Genomic DNA, 20399 nt, shown 5'->3' on the forward strand with positions numbered 1-20399 from the left:
CGTCAGAGTGCTGCCGGTTTGCGCCCCTCTCCCGCGTGCGGCAGAGGGGCGCGTCCACATCGGGCGGCAGCTTTTTCAAATGGCGCCAGTCTGACCCCTCACCCCACAAACGCCCCCGGCACCGGATCTTCACCCAGCGCGTGCAGCAGCACCGCCCAGTGCATCGCCTCGTCCCCGAGGATGCTGCCGGCGGCGCGGGTCAGTTCGCGGTTGTGGAAGTTCGGCAGCACGCCCAGGTAGGCGGCGGTGGCGCCCCTCTCCAGTCCCGCGGCAAAACGCAGCACATCGGCCTGGGTCTTCAGCTTTTCAGTCGGGAAGGTGTATTCCGACGCCTTCTTCGCCACCACCGGCGTGCCGCCCAGCTTCGACACTGTCCCGGCCAGCACCTGCGCGTGCGCCTTGTGGTGGTCCTGGAACTTGACCGCGGTGGCAAGCACCGGCTTTTGCAGCAGGCCGCTTTCCGCGCCGACCTGGTAGGCGGCGATCGCCTGGTATTCCAGCCCCAGCGCGGTGTTCAGGATATTGATGTCGTCCCTGGTGCTGCCCGACTGGGTCTGCGCCCAGGCCGGCATGGACTCGCCAAGGCTGATGACGGCCAGCGAGCCCAGCGCGAACAGCCCCGGCGCCTTGAGCAGCCCGCGGCGGCGCGCATCGGGTGCGGTCACAATGCGGTCACGGGAATCGGTCGGATCTGCCGTGGCGGCAGTCGTGCGCATGCGTTCCATGGTGTTCTCCTGTGTGGGATCAACGGCGCCGCGGCCCGCAGCCCGGGGCCGCCATCGTGCGCCTGCCACCTGATACGCACGCCGGGGCCAATCGGATGCAAGGTCGTGCCTATAATCCGGCAACACCCTTTCGCGAGACGCCCCGGTGCCCCCTTCTCCGGTGTCCCCTTCCACCGAAACCTACGCCGCGCCGCCCGGCGCCGAGCGCCTTGCGGCCCTGCTCCAGGCCGTGGCCATCGGCGAGCGGCAGGCGCTGCGCGGCCTCTATGACCTCACCGCGACGAAACTGTTTGGCCTTGCGCTGCGTATCACTGGCAGGCGCGATTGGGCGGAGGATGTCGTGCAGGAAAGCTTTGTCAGCATCTGGCACCACGCCGGCGACTACCGGCCGCACCTGGCCGCGCCGATGACCTGGATGACCGCGATCGTGCGCAACCGCGCGCTGGACTGCCTGCGCCGGGCAACCGCGGCACGCGTCGGGCAGACTGTCGAGCTTGACGAAGACCTGGGCGAATGGCTGGCCGACGACGCGGCCGGCCCCGCGGAACTGGCCGATGCCAGCCAGCAGGCACGCGCGCTCAACCGCTGCCTGCAGCGCCTCGAGCAGCCGCAGCGCCAGGCCATCATGCTGGCCTACCTGCAGGACCTGAGCCACGCCGAGCTGGCCGCCCGGCTGCGCGCGCCGCTGGGGACGGTCAAGTCCTGGATCCGGCGCGGCCTGGAACGACTGCGCAGCTGCATGGAGGGCGCGGCATGAAGCTGGCCAGCCATCCCGACCTGCTCGACCGCATCGCCGCGCAGTACGCGCTGGGGGTGCTGCGCGGCGGCGCACGGCGCCGCCTGGAACAACTCGCGCGCGAAGAGCCCGCGGTGCGCGCCGCGATCCACCGCTGGCAGGCGCGGCTCGCGGGCGTGGCTGAGTTGCAGGCGGCCGCCGAGCCGGTCGACAAGGTGTGGTGCGGGATCGAGGATCGCCTCGGCTGGAAGGTGGCTGATCCTGCCAGTCGGCCGACGCGCTCGGCCCGTGACACCCGTCCCGCGGACGGCTGGTGGCAGCGCCTGTGGTCGGCCCCGGTCTTCTGGCGTGGCGCCGCGGCGGCAATGGCCATAGTGGCGGTGCTGGCCGTCGGCATCGGCATCCAGCTGGCCCGGCAGGATCAGACGGCGCCGGCCGAGGTCGTCGCCGTGCTGAACGACGACCGTGCCCAGCCTGCGATGCTGGTGTCGTGGGATGCCGGCGCACGCAGCCTGATCGTGCGCCGCCTGGATCACCTGGCCCTGAGCGACCAGCAGGTATTGCAGCTGTGGGCGCTGCCTGCGGGCAGCAAGCCGCAGTCGCTGGGCGTGATCGGCCGGGCACCCGAAGCCCGGCTGGCGCTGGCGCGGTTGCCCGCGGCGGTGCCCGCGCTGGCGGTCAGCATCGAGCCGCCGGGCGGCTCGCCCAATGCCGATGGGCCAAGCGGCCCGGTGGTGTTCAAGGGGCCGGTGATCCACAGCCGGCTCTGATGATCGGCGCTGCCGTGCCGGCCAGCGCCGCCAGCGGGCCGGCGGGCGATATAATCGCCGTTTCCCAATTTCTCGCGCCCGCCGTCGTCCATACGCCGGCGCCTGCCCGCGCGAGCCACTGCAGCCGACGTCCATGTCCACCTCCCAACTTGCCAAGAAAGGCGAAGCCTGGTCCGCCCGCTTCTCCGAACCGATGTCCGACCTGGTGAAGCGCTACACCGCCTCGGTGTTCTTCGACAAGCGCCTGGCCCTGTTCGACATCCAGGGCTCGCTGGCCCATGCGGCCATGCTGGCAAAGCAGGGCATCATCGCCGAGGCCGACCGCGCCGAGATCGAGCGCGGCATGGCGCAGATCAAGGCCGAAATCGAGGCCGGCGGCTTCGAGTGGAAGCTGGACCTGGAAGACGTCCACCTGAACATCGAGGCGCGCCTGACCGCGCTGGTGGGCGATGCCGGCAAGCGCCTGCACACCGGCCGCTCGCGCAATGACCAGGTCGCCACCGACATCCGCCTGTGGCTGCGCAGCGAGATCGACAACATCATCGTGCTGCTGGGCGCGCTGCGCGCCGCGCTGCTGGACCTGGCCGAACAGAACGCCGACACCATCCTGCCCGGCTTCACCCACCTGCAGGTGGCGCAGCCGGTGACCTTCGGCCACCACCTGCTGGCCTACAACGAGATGTTCACGCGCGACGCCGAGCGCATGGCCGACTGCCGCAAGCGCGTCAACCGCCTGCCGCTGGGCGCGGCCGCGCTGGCCGGCACCAGCTATCCGATCAATCGTGAGTTCGTGGCGCAGCAGCTGGGCTTTGACGGCGTGTGCCGCAACTCGCTCGACGCCGTGTCGGACCGCGACTTCGCCATTGAATTCTGCGCAGCCGCCGCGCTGGTGATGACGCACGTGTCGCGCTTCTCGGAAGAGCTGGTGCTGTGGATGAGCCCGCGCGTGGGCTTTATCGACATCGCCGACCGCTTCTGCACCGGCAGCTCGATCATGCCGCAGAAGAAGAACCCGGACGTGCCCGAACTGGCGCGTGGCAAGACCGGCCGCGTCAACGGCCACCTGATCGGCCTGCTGACGCTGATGAAGGGCCAGCCGCTGGCGTACAACAAGGACAACCAGGAAGACAAGGAGCCGCTGTTCGACACGGTCGATACCGTCGTGGACACGCTGCGCATCTTCGCCGACATGGTGCCGGGCATCACCGTCAAGCCCGAAGCGATGCGCGCCGCCGCGCTGCAGGGCTACGCCACCGCCACCGACCTGGCCGACTACCTGGTCAAGAAGGGCCTGCCCTTCCGCGACGCCCACGAAGCCGTGGCCCACGCGGTGCGCGCCTGCGACAGCCGCCAGTGCGACCTGGCCGACCTGACCGTGGCCGAGCTGCGCGAGGTCTCGGGCCTGGGCGACAAGGCCGCGCTAATCGGCGACGACGTGCACTCGGTGCTGACGCTGGAAGGCTCGGTCGCCGCGCGCGACCATATCGGCGGCACGGCGCCGGCGCAAGTACGCGCCGCCATCGCGGCCGCACGCGCGGCGCTGTAATACCGGGCCGTGCTGTAAGTTTCGCGTAAGTTTTACGCAAGAAGAAGCCACCGCGGCGCGAGCCCGGTGGCTTTTTTTGTTGATGTTCCCCATTCTGGCGCAATCTCGTCGCCCCCGTAGGTAGTAGCCCCTAGCGCCTGTAGATTTTGTTACAGATAAACTAATCGCCGCAAAAACCGGGGAGACAACCCATGTATTACTTGCTTGGTCTGTCACGACAGATCGACAGGTTGAATCAGCACACTGGCAGGCTTGCAAACATCATGATCCTGCTGTCGTGCCTGATCAGCGCAGGCAACGCCCTTCTGCGCTATGGCTTCAACTTGAGCGACAACTGGCCACTCGAACTGCAGTGGTACATGTTTGCCATTGCCGTGATGTTCGGCGCCTCCTACACCTTCCAGCGCAATGAGCACGTGCGCGTAGACCTGATCTACGGCAACGTCTCGGAACGCGCGCAGCACTGGATCGACATCTTCGGCATCGTCGTGTTCCTGCTGCCGTCGTGCCTGCTGTTCACCTGGCTGTCGTGGGACTCGTTGTTCCTGCCCTCGTGGCGCATCCTCGAGCAATCGGGCAATTCCGGCGGCCTGCCGCGTTACCCGATCAAGCTGGTGGTGCCCATCGGCTTTGCCCTGCTGACGCTGCAGGGCGTGTCCGAACTGATCAAGCGCTTCGCCGCCCTCAAGGGCCTGGTGCGCATCGAATCCAAGTACGAGAGGCCGGTTCAATGATTCCGTTGGAATATATGCCGCCGATGATGTTCGGCGGCCTGGTGCTGTTCATGCTGATCGGCTTCCCGGTCGCGTTCTCGCTGTCGGCGGTGGGCCTGGCCTTCGGCTTCCTGGCGATCGAATGGGGTTACTTCCCGATCAGCTTCCTGCAGGCCGTGCCGAGCCGCGTGTTCGGCAGCGTGCTGGCCAACGAGCTGCTGCTGGCGATCCCGTTCTTCACCTTCATGGGCGCCATCCTGGAGAAGTGCGGGCTGGCCGAGGACATGCTGGACTCCATGGGCCAGCTGTTCGGCCCGGTGCGCGGCGGCCTGGGTTATTCGGTGATCATCGTCGGCTTTATCCTGGGCGCGATCACCGGCACGGTGGCGGCACAGGTGATCGCCATGGCGATGATCTCGCTGCCGGTGATGATGCGCTACCGCTACAATATGAAGTACGCCACCGGCGTGCTGGCCGCATCGGGCACCATCACGCAGCTGGTGCCGCCCTCGCTGGTGCTGGTGGTGCTGGCCGACCAGCTCAAGACCCCGCTGGGCAGCGCCGACGTGGGCAGTATGTACCTGGGCGCGTGGGGCCCGTCGGTGGTGCAGATCGCGCTGTTTGCGCTCTACACCTTCTTCCTGGCGCGCTTCAAGCCCGACTGGCTGCCGCCGGTTCCCGCCGAAGCGCGCACGCTGCGCGGCTGGGCGCTGTGGCGCAAATGCCTGCGCGGCATCATCCCCTGCGCGGTGCTGATCTTCCTGGTGCTCGGCACCATCATGCTGGGCATTGCCACGCCGACGGAATCCGGCGCCATGGGCGCGGTCGGTGCGCTGGTGCTGGCCGTGATCCGCGACAAGGCCTTTAGCCGGATCGACCGCCAGGTCTACCGCGTCGGCATCGCCGCCACGCTGGTGGCCGCGGCGGTGGGCTTCTTCGCCTTCGGCTCGCACGTGTTCCGCATCCCGCTGGCGGTGGTGTACCTGGTCATCCTCTGGCTGCTGCTGCGCGCCGGCCAGATGACCGAGCTGCGCCTGCTGATCGTCGATGCCTACCAGTCCACCGCGCGCATCACCGCGATGGTGGTGTTCATCCTGATCGGCTCCACCTGCTTCTCGGTGGTGTTCCAGGGCGTGGACGGCGGCGCCTGGGTGGAGCATCTGTTCACCTCGCTGCCAGGCGGCTGGATCGGCTTCCTGATCGTGGTGAACCTGTTTATCTTCTTCCTAGCCTTCTTCCTGGACTTCTTCGAAATCGCCTTCATCGTGGTGCCGATGCTGGCACCGGTGGCGGTCAAGGTGCTGGCGCCGGTGGTGGCCGACTCCATGGGCGGCAACCCGGAGGCCGCGGCGACGGCGGCGCTGGTGTGGTTCGGCGTGATGCTGTGCGTGAACATGCAGACCTCGTTCATGCACCCGCCGTTCGGCTTCGCGCTGTTCTACCTGCGCGGAATCGCCCCGAAGGAAGTGAAAAGCTCCGACATCTACTGGGGTGCTCTGCCCTGGGTCGGGCTGCAGATGGTGATGGTGCTGCTGGTGATGTTCTGGCCAGGCATGGTGACGGGGCTGCTGGACAAGGGATCGCTCAAGCACAGCAATGCGGCAGAGGTCAGCATCCCGCTTGGCGGAGAGCCGGAGAAACCGGCGTCGGCGCCAGGACCAGCCGCCCCGCCGGGTTCGCTGGAACTGCCAGGCGCGGCACCGGCACCTGAGCCCGCGGCACCACAGTTCGAGTTCGAAAAGAAGAACTGATCAGATAGCCGATCCAAGGCCCCGCAGCAATGCGGGGCCTTTTCATTGGCGCGGGTCCGCGCCGGCGCCGGCGTGCGCGCGTTCTTCCGCCAGGCGGCGCGAGAAGGTGCCGCGCTCTACCTGTCGGCGCTGACCGTGGGCGAGCTCCAGCGCGCCGTTGCGCTGATCCGCCATCGCGGCGATACGGCGCAGGCCGCGGTGCTGGAGCAATGGCTGGCAACCGTGCTGGAGGACTTTGGCCGGCAGGTGTTGCCGGTCGATACCGACGTCGCCCAGGTCTGGGGCCAGCTGCGCGCGCCGCGGCCTGAGCATGCGCTGGACAAGTTCATTGCCGCCACCGCGCTGATCCACGACCTGGCCATTGTCACGCGCAATGTGGAAGACCTCCGCTGCACGGGCGCGATGCTGCTGAATCCGTTCACCTAGTGCGACAAGGAAAGGGCCCCGCATAGCGGGGCCCTGATCTCATCAGCGGGACGCGGACTGGCGCTCAGCCGTCCTGCTTCACGCAGTCGACAAAGTACGCCTTCTTGCCGTCGATTTCGTCCTCGACCAGGCCGTGGATGTCGGTCTCGAAGCCCGGGAACAGCTTGTTGAACTCGCGCGCGAACTTCAGGTACTGCACGATGGTGCGGTTAAAGCGCTCGCCCGGAATCAGCAGCGGAATGCCCGGCGGGTACGGCGTCAGCAGGATGGCGGTGACGCGGCCTTCGAGGTCGTCGACCGGCACGCGCTCGATCTCGCGGTGCGCCATCATGGCCCAGGCGTCCGACGGCTTCATCGCCGGCTCCATGTCCGACAGGTACATCTCCGTCGTCACACGGGCCACGTCATTGGCCTTGTACACGCTGTGGATCGCATCGCACAGGTCACGCAGGCCCATGCGCTCATATTGCGGATGCTTGGCGACGAATTCCGGCAGCACACGCCACAGCGGCTGGTTCTGGTCGTAGTCGTCCTTGAACTGCTGCAGCTCGGTCACCAGCGAGTTCCAGCGGCCCTTGGTGATGCCGATGGTGAACATGATGAAGAACGAGTACAGCCCGGTCTTCTCGATGATGATGCCGTGCTCGGCCAAGTACTTGGTGACGATGGCCGCCGGGATACCGCGTTCGCTGAACTCGCCGTCCACGTCCAGGCCCGGGGTGATGATGGTGGCCTTGATCGGGTCGAGCAGGTTGAAGCCGTCGGCCAGGTCGCCGAAGCCGTGCCAGCGCTCGTTGGCCTTGAGCATCCATTCTTCGCGGTCGCCGATGCCGTCTTCGATCAGCGCGTCCGGGCCCCACACCTTAAACCACCAGTCGCCGTTCTTGCCGTCGTCATAATCGCCCTCGACCTTGCGCATGGCGCGGCGGAAGTCCATCGCCTCCTGGATGCTCTCTTCCACCAGCGCGGTGCCACCCGGCGCTTCCATCATCGCCGCGGCCACATCGCACGAGGCGATGATCGAGTACTGCGGGCTGGTCGAGGTGTGCATCAGGTACGCCTCGTTGAAGCGGTAGCGGTCCAGCTTGCGCGTCTCGGAATCCTGCACCAGGATCTGCGAGGCCTGCGACAGGCCGGCCAGCAGCTTGTGCGTGGACTGCGTGGCGAACACCAGCGCGTCCTTGCTGCGCGGGCGGTCCTTGCCGATCGCGTGCATGTTGCGATAGAAGTCGTGGAAGGCCGCGTGCGGCAGCCAGGCTTCATCGAAGTGCAGCGTGTCGATCTCGGCGGCCAGCATTTCCTTGATCTGTTCGGCGTTGTACAGCACGCCATCGTACGTACCCTGCGTGATAGTCAGGATGCGCGGCTTCTGGTTCTTGGCCTTGCTCGCGAACGGGTGGTTGGCGATCTTCTTCCTGATCGTTTCCGGGTCGAACTCGCTCTTCGGGATCGGGCCGATGATGCCGTAGTGGTTGCGCGTAGGCATCAGGAAGACCGGGATCGCGCCCGTCATCATGATCGCGTGCAGGATCGACTTGTGGCAGTTGCGGTCCACCACCACGATGTCGCCCGGCGCCACGTTGGCATGCCACACCATCTTGTTCGAGGTGGAGGTGCCGTTGGTGACGAAGTACATGTGGTCGGAGTTGAAGATGCGCGCGGCATTGCGCTCCGACGCGGCCACCGGTCCGGTGTGGTCCAGCAGCTGGCCCAGCTCGTCGACCGCGTTGCAGACGTCGGCGCGCAGCATGTTCTCGCCGAAGAACTGGTGGAACACCTGGCCCACCGGGCTCTTCAGGAACGCCACGCCGCCCGAGTGCCCCGGGCAGTGCCACGAGTACGAGCTGTCCTGCGCGTAGTCGATCAGCGCCTTGAAGAACGGCGGCGCCAGCGTGTCGAGGTAGACCTTGGCTTCGCGGATGATGTGGCGTGCCACGAATTCCGGCGTGTCCTCGAACATGTGGATGAAGCCATGCAACTCGCGCAGGATATCGTTGGGGATATGGCGCGAAGTGCGGGTCTCGCCGTACAGGAAGATCGGCAGGTCCGAGTTGCGGCGGCGCACTTCGGCGACGAAGGCGCGCAGCTTTTCGATCGCGGCGGCCTCGAGCTGGTCGTCGCCTTCGCGCGTGAACTCGTCGTCGTCGATCGACACGATAAAGCTCGATGCCCGGCTGGACTGCTGGGCAAACGACGTCAGGTCGCCGTAGCTGGTCAGGCCCATGACCTCCATGCCCTCTTTCTCGATCGCCTCGGCCAGCGCGCGGATGCCCGAGCCGGAGATGTTCTCGGAGCGAAAGTCTTCGTCAATGATGATGACGGGGAAACGGAATTTCATCGGGCATCCTTGATGGAAAGCAGGACATAAAGGACTTGAGCCACATGGCCGGCGGGAGGTTCCCCGCGACGGCGACATGTGGCTCTCACGTCAGTTGTGGCGGCCGCTCTGGGCCAGCCGCACCGGCAGACGCCGGCATTGTAATGCGCTCAGGTCTTCGGCAGTGTGACACCGTGCTGACCCTGGTACTTGCCGCCCCGGTCGCGATACGAGGTCTCGCAGACTTCGTCGCTCTCGAAGAACAGCACCTGGGCGCAACCCTCGCCGGCGTAGATCTTGGCGGGCAGCGGCGTGGTGTTGGAGAACTCCAGCGTCACATAGCCTTCCCATTCGGGCTCGAACGGCGTCACATTGACGATGATGCCGCAGCGGGCATAGGTGCTCTTGCCCAGGCAGATGGTCAGCACGCTGCGCGGGATCCGGAAGTACTCCATCGTGCGCGCCAGCGCGAACGAGTTGGGCGGGATGATGCAGACATCGCCCTTGAAATCCACGAACGACTTCTCATCGAAATTCTTCGGATCGACGATGGTACTGTTGATATTGGTGAAGATCTTGAATTCGTCGGCGCAGCGGATGTCGTAGCCATAGCTCGAGGTGCCGTACGAGACGATCTTGCGCCCGTCCTGCTCCCGGACCTGGCCTGGCGCGAACGGCTCGATCATGCCGTGCTGCTCCGCCATGCGGCGGATCCACTTGTCGGATTTGATGCTCATAAGGTTGGGAGGGTAAACACACTGGCTCGGAGTGCGCCGCATTGTACAACCAATCGGGGCCCGCCCCTGCAAGCAAACGCAAGCAGTCAAGTGCCGCTTACGCCACCGCGTCTTCCGGCAGGCGGTGGTGGAAGCGCTCGCGCCCGGTGTAGAGCAGGAAGTGCTTGCCGGTGCAGCGCGCAAACAGCGTCAGGTTGACGCGTCGGGCCATCTGGTAGCCCATCTGCGTCACGCCCGAGCGCGACAGCAGGAACGGGATGCCCATCTGCGCGCCCTTGATCACCATCTCGGAGGTCAGGCGGCCGGTAGTGTAGAAGATCTTGTCGCTACCCGTCATGCCTTCCAGCCACATGCGTCCGGCGATGGCGTCCACGGCGTTGTGGCGGCCGACGTCCTCGATGAACATCAGCAGCTCGGTGCCCTGGAACAGCGCGCAGCCGTGCACTGAGCCAGCCTGCTTGTAGACTGACTGCTGCAGCCGGATGGTGTCGATAATGCCGTACAGGGTGTCCTGGTCCAGCGTGGCGCCAACCGGTAGGCGAATGTTGTCAACTTCATCGAGCAGCGAGCCGAACACGGTGCCTTGTCCGCAGCCGGTGGTCACCACGCGGCGCGCGGTGCGCTCCTCAATGCGGTCCACGCCGTTGCGCGTGGTCACGGCGGCCGACTCGGTTTCCCAGTCGACCTGCACCGCGGCGATGTCTTCGATCGATTCCACCAGCCGCTGGTTGCGCAGGTAGCCCAGCACCAGGTGCTCGGGCGCGCCGCCCAGGGTCATCAGCGTGACCAGCTCGCGCTTGTCGAGGTAGACCGTCAGCGGACGCTCGCCCGGCAGGTAGGCCGCGCGCACGCGGCCCTGCTCGTCGACGACTTCAACCTCTTCGATCAGGGGAACGGCTGCCTGGGTAAGCTCGGGACGCAGGGTCATGACGAGGGGCTCGGGACTGCTGGTGAGGGCCCCGCGCCGCGCGCGGCGTGCGTGGGGCTGTGGTTACGGCGCCTTTGCAGGCGATTGTACCGCGCCGGCCGCGGCCGGTTTGGCCTCGGCCGCGGTGCTTGCCACGGCTGGTGCCGGGGGCGCAGGCGCAGCGGCGGTCGGCGCCACAAACGGGCCCGGATCGGCACATTCGGCGGTCTGCGACGGCGCGCGGGCTTCCTGGCCGTGGGTCTTGCGCTCGGCAAAGTAACGCGCCGCGGTCTTGTCCTGCGCGCGGCACAACTGGTAGGCGGCGACCTTGTCGGCCCAGGCGGCGCGCGCCTTGGTCTCGGCGGCCTTGGCCTGCTGGGCCTCGGTCGGCGGCGGCAGCTTGGCCAGCGCGCCGGTGGCAAAGGTGGCGCCCGCACACAGGGCAAGCAGCGTCAGGGTGCGTGTCATCGTCATGGTGGGTTCCGCATGGTCTGGTTGGCGCCGGCCTCAGGCTTCGCCCGGGGTATGCCGGGTGTTGCGCCCCGCGGCGGCTTCCGGGCTGGCCGAACGCTGGGCCGGGATCTTGCCCGACTTGATGTCGTCGTACCAGTGCTCGTGGTGCTCCTTGGCCCAGGCCTCGTCCACCCAGCCGTCGCGCATGGCGCGGTAGGCGCCTTCCATGCCGACCGTGCCCATGTAGATATGGCCGCACGCCATCGCGATCATCAGCACGGCCGAGATCCCGTGGATCACGTTGGCGATCTGCATGGTCGCGCGGTAGTAGTCCATGCCCGGCACGATCATGTCCAGCACCCAGCCCGAGGCCGACAGCACCAGCCCGAACACGAACACGCCGATCCAGAACCACATCTTCTCGCCGGCATTGAAGCGCCCGCTCGGCACATGCTTGCCGGATGCCAGGCCGCCAAGGCTGGTCACCCAGTGCACGTCGTCGCGGCTGGGCAGGTTGTCGCGCACGAACACCACGAAGCCCACGATCACCGACAGCGTAAAGATCGGGCCGATAACGTTGTGCAGGTTCTTCAGCACGTAAGTCAGCCAGCCGAACAGCATGTGGCCCATCAGCGGCAGCAGAAAATGCTTGCCCAGCAGCAGCACGATGCCCGACACCGCCAGCACCACGAATGAGATCGCCATGGTCCAGTGGACGATGCGCTCAAGCGGCGTGAAGCGCTCGATCATGCGGCCGGTGCGCGGCGTGCGCAGCGGGATGGTGCCGCGCCAGAGGAAGAAACCCAGGATGGCGAGCGGCACCACCAGCAGCAGCCAGCCGCCCCAGACGGTGATGACGCCGTTGCGGAACAGGCGCCATTGCTGCCCGGTGCGCTGGATCAGCACGCCGGCTTCCTTGTCGGGCAGGCTGCTGTAGTGGCGCTGGTCGGAATTGACCTCGCGCCAGACCGGCGCATTGTTGCCGGGCTGCTCGTCGGTGCGGCGCTTCTGCGACTGCGCCTCGGCGGCGATGTCGCGGCGTGGCACGTTGAAGATGTTTTCCGACGCGATGCCGGCCAGCGGCTGGACCGGGTGCGTGGCGGGGTTGTTGGTGTCGGCGCTGGCCTGTGCGGCGGCCGGTGCCGGCGGTGCCGAGGCCGGCGCCTGTGCGGCGGCGGTCCCGGCAATGGCCGCCAGTGCCAGGGCGCCGGCGCTGAGCCAGCGCCGCCAGCCTAAGCGGCATGCATTCTGCAACGGCGTCATGTGCGCTCCTTCGGATCGTCGAGGACCAGCGCCCGGCTGCCGGGGCGGCCCAACTGCAGCGCCTTCATTGCGTGCGGTTGTACTCGTTCTGCAACTGGTTGCGCTGGCGAATCTGGTTGCCCCAGCTGGTCTTGTCGCCCTGCGTCCAGCCCTTGGCCACGAACGGATCGTCCGGGGCGCCCTGGTAGGCCTGGGCGTCAGCCTTGCGGTGCGACGGACCGATGGTCTGCGGCTTCTCACCGCACGCCGCCAGCAGCACGCCGCACAGCGACAGCAATGCAATAACGCGGACGCGGTTCATGACGCTTGCCCTCCCGAGGCCGCGGGTGCGGCCGGTGCAGCGGGCGCCGGCTGTGCCGGTTGGGCCGGCTGGGCCGCGCCGCCCTTGGCGGTGCCGTAGGCGGTACCCCAGCCGAACACGTCGCCGCCAGTGCCGCGCTTGATCACGCGGTTGCGCAGGATGTCGGCGATCACATCGCCGTCGCCACCCAGCAGCGCCTTGGTCGAGCACATCTCGGCGCACAGCGGCAGCTTGCCTTCGGCCAGGCGGTTGCGGCCGTACTTCTCGAACTCGGCTTCCGAGCCGTTCTTTTCCGGGCCGCCCGCGCAGAAGGTGCACTTGTCCATCTTGCCGCGAACGCCGAAGGTGCCGGTCGACGGGAACTGCGGCGCGCCGAACGGGCAGGCGTAGGAACAGTAGCCGCAGCCGATGCAGACGTCCTTGTCGTGCAGCACCACGCCGTCCTCGGTGCGGTAGAAGCAGTCGACCGGGCAGACCGCCATGCAGGGCGCGTCCGAACAGTGCATGCAGGCCACCGAGATCGATTTCTCGGCGCCGACCATGCCGTCGTTGACGGTGACCACGCGGCGCCGGTTCACGCCCCAGGGCACCTCGTGCTCATTCTTGCAGGCAGTGACGCAGCTGTTGCACTCGATGCAGCGCTCGGCGTCACAGATAAATTTCATGCGTGCCATGGTGTCCCTCTGCCCTTATGCAAACCGCTCGATCTGGCAAACGGTGGTCTTGGTTTCCTGCATCATCGTGACCGCGTCATAGCCGTAGGTGGTGGCCGTGTTGACCGCCTCGCCCCGCACCACCGGCATCGCGCCCTCCGGGTAGTAGTCCTTCAGGTCCTTGCCCTCCCACCAGCCCGAGAAATGGAACGGGATAAACGCGGTATCGGGCCCTACCCGCTCGGTCACCAGCGCGCGCACCTTGATGCGGGCCCCGGTGGGTGTCTTCACCCAGCAGAAGTCACCGTTGCGGATGCCGCGGTCGGACGCCGCGCGCGGGTTGATCTCGACGAAGTTCTCCTGCTGCAGTTCGGCCAGCCACGGGTTGGAGCGGGTTTCCTCGCCGCCGCCCTCGTACTCGACCAGCCGCCCGGAGGTCAGGATGATCGGGAACTTCTCATAGACCTTGTTCTCGATATTGCGCTGCTGCACCGACTTGTACAGCGTCGGCAGCCGCCAGAACGCCATCTTGTCGTCGTGGGTCGGGTACTTGGCAACCATGTCGGGGCGCGTGGAGTACAGCGGCTCGCGATGCTGCGGGATCGCGTCAGGGAAGTTCCATACCACCGCGCGCGCCTTGGCGTTGCCAAACGGGTGGCAGCCATGGTTCTTCAGCACCACGCGCTGGATGCCGCCCGACAGGTCGGTCTTCCAGTTCTTGCCTTCGGCCTTGGCCTTCTCGGCATCGGTCAGGTCGTCCCACCAGCCCAGCTTCTTCAGCAGCACATGGTCGAACTCCGGATAGCCGGTGGTGATCTCCGCGCCCAGCGAGCAAGAGCCGTCCTCGGCCAGCAGATTGACGCCATCGCGCTCCACGCCGAAGTTGGCGCGGAAGTTACCGCCGCCGTCCATCACGTGCTTGCTCGTGTCGTACAGGTTGGGCGAGCCCGGGTGCTTCAGTTCCGGCGTGCCGTAGCACGGCCACGGCAGGCCGAAGAAATCGCCGGTCAGGTCGTAGCCGGTCACCGGGTCCTTGCCCGCCTTGCAGCGCAGCGTCTTGACGTCGAACATCTGCATATTGCGCATATGCGACTTCAACCGCTCCGGCGACTGGCCGGTGTAGCCGATGGTCCAGTTGCTGGCGTTGATCTCGCGCAGGATCGATTCCGGCTCAGGCTCCATCCAGGTGCGGCCGGCGCGCTTGACCTCGATCAGCTTCATGTTCTTCGACAGTTCCTTGCCGAAGCCGAGCCGATCGGCAAACGCCTGCATCAGCGTATGGTCGGGCATCGACTCGAACAGCGGCTCGATGACCTTTTCGCGCCATTGCAGCGAGCGGTTCGACGCCGTGCACGTGCCCGAGGTCTCGAACTGCGTGCAGGCCGGCAGCAGGTACACCGCGCGGTTCGGGTTGACCTTGTCGCCCTCGGCCGGCGGCATGTTGGCCATGGCCGCGGTCGCCGACGGATAGGGGTCGACCACCACCAGCAGGTCGAGCTTGTCCAGCGCCTTCTTCATCTCCAGGCCACGCGTCTGCGAGTTCGGGGCATGGCCCCAGAAGAACACGCCGCGCACGTTGTTGTCCTGGTCGATCAGCTCGTTCTTCTCGGTGACGATATCGATCCAGCGCGACACCGTGGTGCCGGACTTCTCCATCATCGCCTGCGAGGCAAACTGCTTCTTGATCCATTCGTAGTCCACGCCCCACACCGCGGCGTAGTGCTTCCAAGCGCCGGTGGCCAGGCCGTAGTAGCCCGGCAGCGAGTCCGGGTTGGGGCCCACGTCGGTGGCACCCTGCACGTTGTCATGGCCGCGGAAGATGTTGGCGCCGCCGCCCGACACGCCGATATTGCCCAGCGCCAGCTGCACGATGCACGAGGCGCGCACGATCGCGTTGCCAATGGTGTGCTGGGTCTGGCCCATGCACCACACCAGCGTGCTGGGGCGGTTCTTGGCCATGATCTCGGCGACCATCTTCACCTGCGCCTCGGGCACGCCGCAGACTTCCTCGACCTTGTCGGGGGTCCACTTAGCCAGCACCTCTTCCTTGACCTTGTCCATGCCATAGACCCGGTCATGCAGGTACTTCTGGTCTTCCCAGCCGTTCTGGAAGATGTGGTACAGCACGCCGAACAGGAACGCGATATCGGTGCCCGAGCGGATCCGCACATAGTGCTGGGCCTTGGCCGCGGTGCGCGTGTAGCGCGGGTCGACCACGATCACCTTGCAGCCGTTCTCCTTGGCGTGCAGCAGGTGCAGCATCGACACCGGGTGCGCCTCGGCCGCGTTGGAGCCGATATACAGCGCTGCCTTCGCGTTCTGCATATCGTTGTACGAGTTGGTCATCGCCCCGTAGCCCCAGGTATTCGCCACGCCCGCCACAGTGGTGGAGTGGCAGATACGCGCCTGGTGGTCAGTGTTGTTGGTGCCGAAGAACGACACCCACTTGCGCAGCAGATAGGACTGCTCATTGCTGTGCTTGGACGAACCGACGAAGAACATCGAGTCCGGGCCGGTCTGCTGGCGGATCTCCTTCATCTTGGCGGTGATCTCATCCAGCGCCTGGTCCCAGCTGATGCGCTGGTACTTGCCGTTGACCAGCTTCATCGGGTACTTGAGGCGGTATTCGCCGTGGCCGTGCTCACGCAGCGCCGCGCCCTTGGCGCAGTGCGCGCCCAGGTTGATGGGCGAATCGAACACCGGCTCCTGGCGGATCCACACGCCGTTCTGCACCACCGCGTCGACCGCGCAGCCGACCGAGCAGTGGCCGCACACGGTGCGCCTGACCACGATGCCGGTCTTGCCGTCGGCTGCCGCCTTCTTGTCGTCGGCGGCGTCCGCCTTGCGGATCAGCGTCAGCTGCGAAGCCGCCAGCCCGGCACCGACGCCGATGCCAGAGCGCTTGAGGAAGCTGCGGCGGTCCATGGTCGGCATCGCGCCGGCCAGGCTGGCCGCGAGCCGCTGCGAGAGTCGGCCGGAGGCTGCGCCGACAGGTTCAGGCCGGTTGGCCAGGCCGTCAGCGAGGCGGGCGGATGCGCCCTGCGCCGCGCGTTTGCGGGTCAAGATCATGTCTCACCTCAGATGCGGACGCTGGTCGCGTCCGGTTGCAGGCGGCGCGGCAGACCACACCGCCCTGGCAGTTACACCAGCGTGGTCCGGTAGTACTTGCGGATGTGGTCAGAGACCCGGTAACCCTTGCTGTCCGACGGAGGATCGGTGGGTTCCGGCAGAGCTGCGGCCTGGCCCGGCATGGCCGGACCGCGCGCGGTCAGCGCTGCCGCACCCGTAGCGGCAGCCACAACTCCAGCGCCCGCGAGAAACGTGCGGCGCGCGACCCTGGTTTGCTTCTCTGTCATGTGGGGGCTCCTCGGCTGTCCAAGCCCGATGGTTTTAGCCGTTATGCGTTCTTATGCATATTCTAGAATCAACTAGCAGGAAAGACCATGATATGCACGGGTTTTTCCTTACTTTCCAACCCATTTTCGAGTAAGGGCTGCCTTGGGCCCGCGGCGCTAAAGAAGCCTCGAAGCGCGCCGATATTCAATGCCGCCCGCTCAATGCATCTCGAGCGCCACAGCCTCCACGCCGGTAAACGCGCCCAGCAAGCCGGCCACGCCGCGATAGAAACGCGCCTGCGGGTGCGTCGTCACTGCATCGCACAATCGCTCCACCCAGGGCTGCAGGTGCTGCGCATAGAAACGCTGCTGCTCGCCCAGGTTGGACACCGACAGGTCATCGCCCGCCACCAGGAAGCGCATCACCTCGCACAGCGTGGCGATATGGTCCTCGGTCTCGCTGACATCTTCATGGCGCTCCAGGCCGTAGCGGGCCAGGTCTTCGCGCAGCGCCACCAGCGGGCGCTCGTTCAGGAAGCCGGTCATGTAGAAGGAGCCGTACAGGAATACATCCTGGCGGCCCACGCCCACGAACAGCTGCCGGTACTCCTCCTCGGCCTCGGCCGCGGTGGTCTCAGATGCTGCATCGCACAACGCGTTCCATGCCTTGCCCAGCACGGTGTTCGCGTCCTCGCCCACGGCGCGGTTGGCGGCGATGTGGTGCAGCAGCGCGGCATCGGGCGCGTGGTAGAACAGCGTGGCGAGCAGGCCATAGAGGTCGGCGCGGGCGGTGTCCTCGGCATCGTCGGCCGGCGGCGCGGCGGTGAGCTGGATCGGCTGGAAATCTGTCATATCGTGATGATTTGTCCTGGGTGGCCGGCCGCCGTCAGCGCAGCGTGGCGCCGGTGGCGGTTCCCGTGTCGCGCTCTATCATGTCGATGACGCGGCAGTCAGGGCACATCTTCAGGCGCTCGGCCGCGGCGCCAGCAAAGGCCGGATGGCCGGCCAGGCGCACCAGCATCGACTCCACCATCTGCGCCGTGCCGAACGGCTTGGCGCAGCGGACGCAATGGAACGGCTGGGTCTCGTTGAGGGTCACCGGGCGGCGCGCCGCGTCGCCGGCCAGCAGGCGCGGCACCAGGCTGATGGCGTCTTCCGGGCAAGTCTTCTCGCACAGCCCGCACTGCACGCAGTTGCGCTCGATAAAGCTGAGCACCGGGCGCTCGGGGTTGTCGCGCAGCGCCTGCGACGGGCACGCGCCGACGCAGGCCATGCACATGGTGCACTTGCCCGTATCCACCGCGATCGCGCCGATCGGCGCGCCGGCCGGCAGCGGCACGCTTTGCGCGGACACTGGCGCGTGCCGCGCTAGGTGGTCCAGCACAAAGTCCAGCATCTCGCGCTTGGCCGCGACGGGGCCGAACGGCGCCGGCGGCAATGCGTTGCGGCCAGGGCGCAGCGCCGCCAGGCCGGCATCCAGCGCCAGGGTATCGGCGGCCTCGACCAGCGACAGCACCTCGCCGTCATAACCCAGGCCCGCCAGCATGGCGCGCCCGACCGCGATCTGCTCCAGCAGCGCGGTGCGGTACTGCGGTGCCTCGTCGCCGGTCAGCAGCACCGCTACGCGGCTGGCGCCCCAGCACAGCGCGGCGAGCCATAGCTCCAGCCCCGCCGAGGCCGGGTGGAACAGCGACAACGGCATCACATTGGCGGGCACGCCCTTGGCCTTGCCGCCACGAGCGGAACGGCCCAGTGCCAGCAGCGCGGGCGTGCCGTATTCCTCGCCGTGCAGCAGCACCACCGGATCGCGCGCGCCGGCCTGGCGGTACGCTGACAGCAGCGTCCTCAGGCGCGCGCCCGTCACCTCCGGCCCCGGGTAGCCATAGCTGATGGCCCCGCTCGGGCACACGGTAGTGCAGGCACCGCAGCCCATGCACAGGTTGGGCGTGACCTCGATGCGTCCCTTGCCGTCATGCCAGCGCGAGCCGATGGCCTCGGTCGAGCAGATGTCGATGCAGGCGGTGCAGCCGGTGGTCTGGTTGCGGCCATGCGCGCACAGGTTTTCCTTGTAGCGGAAGAATTTCGGCTTCTCGAACTCGCCCACCAGCCCCGCCAGCATCAGCGCCTGGGCCTGCTGGTGCGAGGCATCGGCGCCGGCGTGCAGGTAGCCCTGCGGCGGCTGGTGCATGGTGAAGGCGGGCGTGTCGCACAGGTCGAAGACCAGGTCGAAGCGCCCCTGCACAGTGCCCTGCGGGCGGTCGAAGTCGATCGCCGCGGCGGCGCCGCAGGCGCGCACGCAAGCACGGTGCGAGCGGCAGCGCGACAGGTCGACCTGGTAGCTGAAATCGATCGCGTCTTCGGGACAGGCGTCGATGCAGGCGTTGCAGCGGGTGCACAGGTCCAGGTCGATCGGGTTGCTGCGGCCTGCGCCGGTCTCCCAGCTGGCCTCGAATGCACCGAGCCAGCCCGTCAGCGAGGCCAGCCGGCCGCTGTGGACCGGATAAGCGCGCGCCGCCGGCTGCGCCGCGACGCCTTCACGCCTGTCGCTGCCGGTCAGCAGCACCGTGACCTCCAACTGCATCGCGGCCAGCCGCTCAGCCCACGGCAGCGCCCGCTGGGCCGGGCCCAGCACCAGCACCGCGCCGTCGGAACGGTAATCCACCACCGGCACCGGGTCGGGCTCCGGCAGCGCTGCCACGGCCAGCAGCGCGGCGATCTTGGCATTGGCGGTCTTCGGGTCGCGCCGGGCGCCCTGTGACCAGCCGCCGGTCTCGCGGATATTGACGAAGCGCACCGGCGCGGTCACCACCGGGCGGCCATCGCTGCCCTGCGCGGCTTGCGCTGCAACTTCAGTAAATAGCTTGCGTTCCTGCGTGCAGGCGACGATGACGTCGTCGGTGCCGTCGAGCGCGGCGGTGAAGTCGCCGATCTCGCGCCGGCACAGCAGGTGATGGACCTTCAAGGGGCCCTGGTTGGCGTCCTTGGTTGCTTCGGACAATGCCGCCCCGTCAAGCGGCATGGTGTCGTTGCAGTTGCAGATCAGCGTCGGCATGGCGAATGCGGCTGACCGGTCCGGACGTCCTTCTTCGCGAGGGGTCTGCGGGCCGGCGGATTGTGGGGATGCCTATTGTAGGCTGCGCTGCACCTGCGGGGCTACGCGCATTTATGCGGGTCTTGCGGGCCCTGTTCTGCGCTTTGACTTACCGTTTGCTGCGGCGTTTCGACTGGTGCGGGTATGTCCGTAGTGTCGGCGCTCTCGCCGGGTTCGGCGAACTCGGCGGGCGTCGCCGGCGGTACATCCACAGGCCCCGCGGCAGCGGCCGCGGCCTGTGCCGCCGCGCGTTCCTCGTCGGTCGGCTCGAACAGGCCCAGCGTCTCGGCCTGGCGCAGCTGGCGCAGGATCTCCGGCGGGATCGGGTCGGGCTTGCTGTAGTCGTCGATATAGATGTCGAGCCCGTCCATCACATTGAAGTGCGGATCGGCGAACAGTGTCTTCAGCGCCGCGCGCTTGACCGATTCATCCACGCCGCGGACCACGAACCGGGCGATCTCGTCGCCGGGGCGCAGCGCCGCCACGTCCTCCAGCGTCGGGGCCGGTACCTGCGGACCTTCGGGCGCGGCTCCGGTGGCCACGGGGACGGCGTCGCCAACAACTGCCGGCGGTGCCGGTTCGGCCGGCACGGGCATGCCCTCCCGCACCGCGGCCTTGCGGCGCGACCAGCGCGACAGGAAGGACGAATCGCTCATCGGCAGGGCAAGCTCAGGT

General features: G+C 67.1%; 19 protein-coding genes. 6 read left to right on the forward strand and 13 right to left on the reverse strand.

The genetic code is table 11. The features are described from left to right. Positions 1-98 precede the first annotated feature (98 nt). On the reverse strand, positions 99-725 hold the full coding sequence (locus KB879_RS26815; RefSeq protein WP_211980160.1) for a ferritin-like domain-containing protein: 627 nt from the start codon (positions 723-725) through the stop codon (positions 99-101). 160 nt (positions 726-885) lie between these two features. Between KB879_RS26815 and KB879_RS26820 the strand changes: the two genes are divergently transcribed. The 6 genes from KB879_RS26820 (at position 886) to KB879_RS26845 (ending at position 6667) form a co-directional block, all read left to right on the forward strand. Continuing rightward, complete coding sequence (locus KB879_RS26820; protein ID WP_013957760.1) at positions 886-1482, forward strand: sigma-70 family RNA polymerase sigma factor; 597 nt, start codon at positions 886-888, stop codon at positions 1480-1482. Next, entirely contained in the window at positions 1479-2231 is a 753-nt protein-coding gene (locus tag KB879_RS26825) for an anti-sigma factor domain-containing protein (RefSeq protein ID WP_211980161.1), read from the forward strand. The genes KB879_RS26820 and KB879_RS26825 overlap by 4 nt, the downstream gene beginning before the upstream one ends. Positions 2232-2364: 133 nt before the next feature. After that, the gene (argH, locus tag KB879_RS26830; RefSeq protein ID WP_211980162.1) at positions 2365-3777 is read left to right on the forward strand and encodes an argininosuccinate lyase; all 1413 of its coding nucleotides are present in this window, start codon (positions 2365-2367) and stop codon (positions 3775-3777) included. A gap of 191 nt (positions 3778-3968) precedes the next feature. Continuing rightward, positions 3969-4511 (forward strand): TRAP transporter small permease subunit, encoded by a 543-nt coding sequence (locus KB879_RS26835; RefSeq protein ID WP_013957763.1) that lies wholly within the window; start codon positions 3969-3971, stop codon positions 4509-4511. Next, positions 4508-6241, forward strand: coding sequence for a TRAP transporter large permease subunit (locus tag KB879_RS26840; RefSeq protein ID WP_211980163.1), 1734 nt, complete (start codon positions 4508-4510; stop codon positions 6239-6241). Before KB879_RS26835 ends, KB879_RS26840 begins: the two co-directional genes overlap by 4 nt. Before the next feature lie 45 nt (positions 6242-6286). After that, on the forward strand, positions 6287-6667 hold the full coding sequence (locus KB879_RS26845; protein WP_211980164.1) for a type II toxin-antitoxin system VapC family toxin: 381 nt from the start codon (positions 6287-6289) through the stop codon (positions 6665-6667). 64 nt (positions 6668-6731) lie between these two features. Here KB879_RS26845 and KB879_RS26850 read toward each other — a convergent pair whose 3' ends face one another. The 12 genes from KB879_RS26850 to KB879_RS26905 all read right to left on the reverse strand — a co-directional run bounded on the left by KB879_RS26850 (position 6732) and on the right by KB879_RS26905 (position 20380). Beyond that, on the reverse strand, positions 6732-9005 hold the full coding sequence (locus tag KB879_RS26850; RefSeq protein WP_211980165.1) for an arginine/lysine/ornithine decarboxylase: 2274 nt from the start codon (positions 9003-9005) through the stop codon (positions 6732-6734). 149 nt (positions 9006-9154) lie between these two features. Then, positions 9155-9721 (reverse strand): dCTP deaminase, encoded by a 567-nt coding sequence (gene dcd / locus KB879_RS26855; RefSeq protein WP_010813843.1) that lies wholly within the window; start codon positions 9719-9721, stop codon positions 9155-9157. A 97-nt stretch (positions 9722-9818) separates the two neighbouring features. Beyond that, positions 9819-10649, reverse strand: a complete 831-nt coding sequence (locus KB879_RS26860) for a formate dehydrogenase accessory sulfurtransferase FdhD (RefSeq protein ID WP_013957767.1) — start codon at positions 10647-10649, stop codon at positions 9819-9821. Positions 10650-10712: 63 nt separating this feature from the next. Continuing rightward, a complete protein-coding gene (locus KB879_RS26865) occupies positions 10713-11102 on the reverse strand; it encodes a hypothetical protein (RefSeq protein ID WP_211980166.1) in 390 nt (129 codons plus the stop codon). Positions 11103-11135: 33 nt separating this feature from the next. Continuing rightward, entirely contained in the window at positions 11136-12344 is a 1209-nt protein-coding gene (locus KB879_RS26870) for a formate dehydrogenase subunit gamma (RefSeq protein WP_211980167.1), read from the reverse strand. A 64-nt stretch (positions 12345-12408) separates the two neighbouring features. Then, on the reverse strand, positions 12409-12645 hold the full coding sequence (locus KB879_RS26875) for a hypothetical protein (protein ID WP_013957770.1): 237 nt from the start codon (positions 12643-12645) through the stop codon (positions 12409-12411). Further along, positions 12642-13319 (reverse strand): formate dehydrogenase FDH3 subunit beta, encoded by a 678-nt coding sequence (fdh3B, locus tag KB879_RS26880; protein ID WP_211980168.1) that lies wholly within the window; start codon positions 13317-13319, stop codon positions 12642-12644. The genes KB879_RS26875 and fdh3B overlap by 4 nt, the downstream gene beginning before the upstream one ends. Positions 13320-13334: 15 nt before the next feature. Then, positions 13335-16367, reverse strand: a complete 3033-nt coding sequence (locus KB879_RS26885; RefSeq protein WP_211980169.1) for a molybdopterin-dependent oxidoreductase — start codon at positions 16365-16367, stop codon at positions 13335-13337. A gap of 71 nt (positions 16368-16438) precedes the next feature. Continuing rightward, a complete protein-coding gene (locus tag KB879_RS26890; protein ID WP_013957773.1) occupies positions 16439-16654 on the reverse strand; it encodes a hypothetical protein in 216 nt (71 codons plus the stop codon). Positions 16655-16852: 198 nt separating this feature from the next. Continuing rightward, positions 16853-17485: a molecular chaperone gene (locus tag KB879_RS26895; RefSeq protein ID WP_013957774.1), complete on the reverse strand. Its 633-nt coding sequence runs from the start codon at positions 17483-17485 to the stop codon at positions 16853-16855. Positions 17486-17519: 34 nt separating this feature from the next. After that, entirely contained in the window at positions 17520-19685 is a 2166-nt protein-coding gene (locus tag KB879_RS26900) for a 4Fe-4S binding protein (RefSeq protein ID WP_211980170.1), read from the reverse strand. A 101-nt stretch (positions 19686-19786) separates the two neighbouring features. Beyond that, positions 19787-20380 (reverse strand): DUF3306 domain-containing protein, encoded by a 594-nt coding sequence (locus KB879_RS26905; RefSeq protein WP_211980171.1) that lies wholly within the window; start codon positions 20378-20380, stop codon positions 19787-19789. Positions 20381-20399: the final 19 nt, after the last annotated feature.

It is taken from the genome of Cupriavidus sp. KK10 (assembly GCF_018223725.1).
In the GTDB taxonomy this organism is placed as follows: Bacteria; Pseudomonadota; Gammaproteobacteria; order Burkholderiales; family Burkholderiaceae; genus Cupriavidus; species Cupriavidus necator.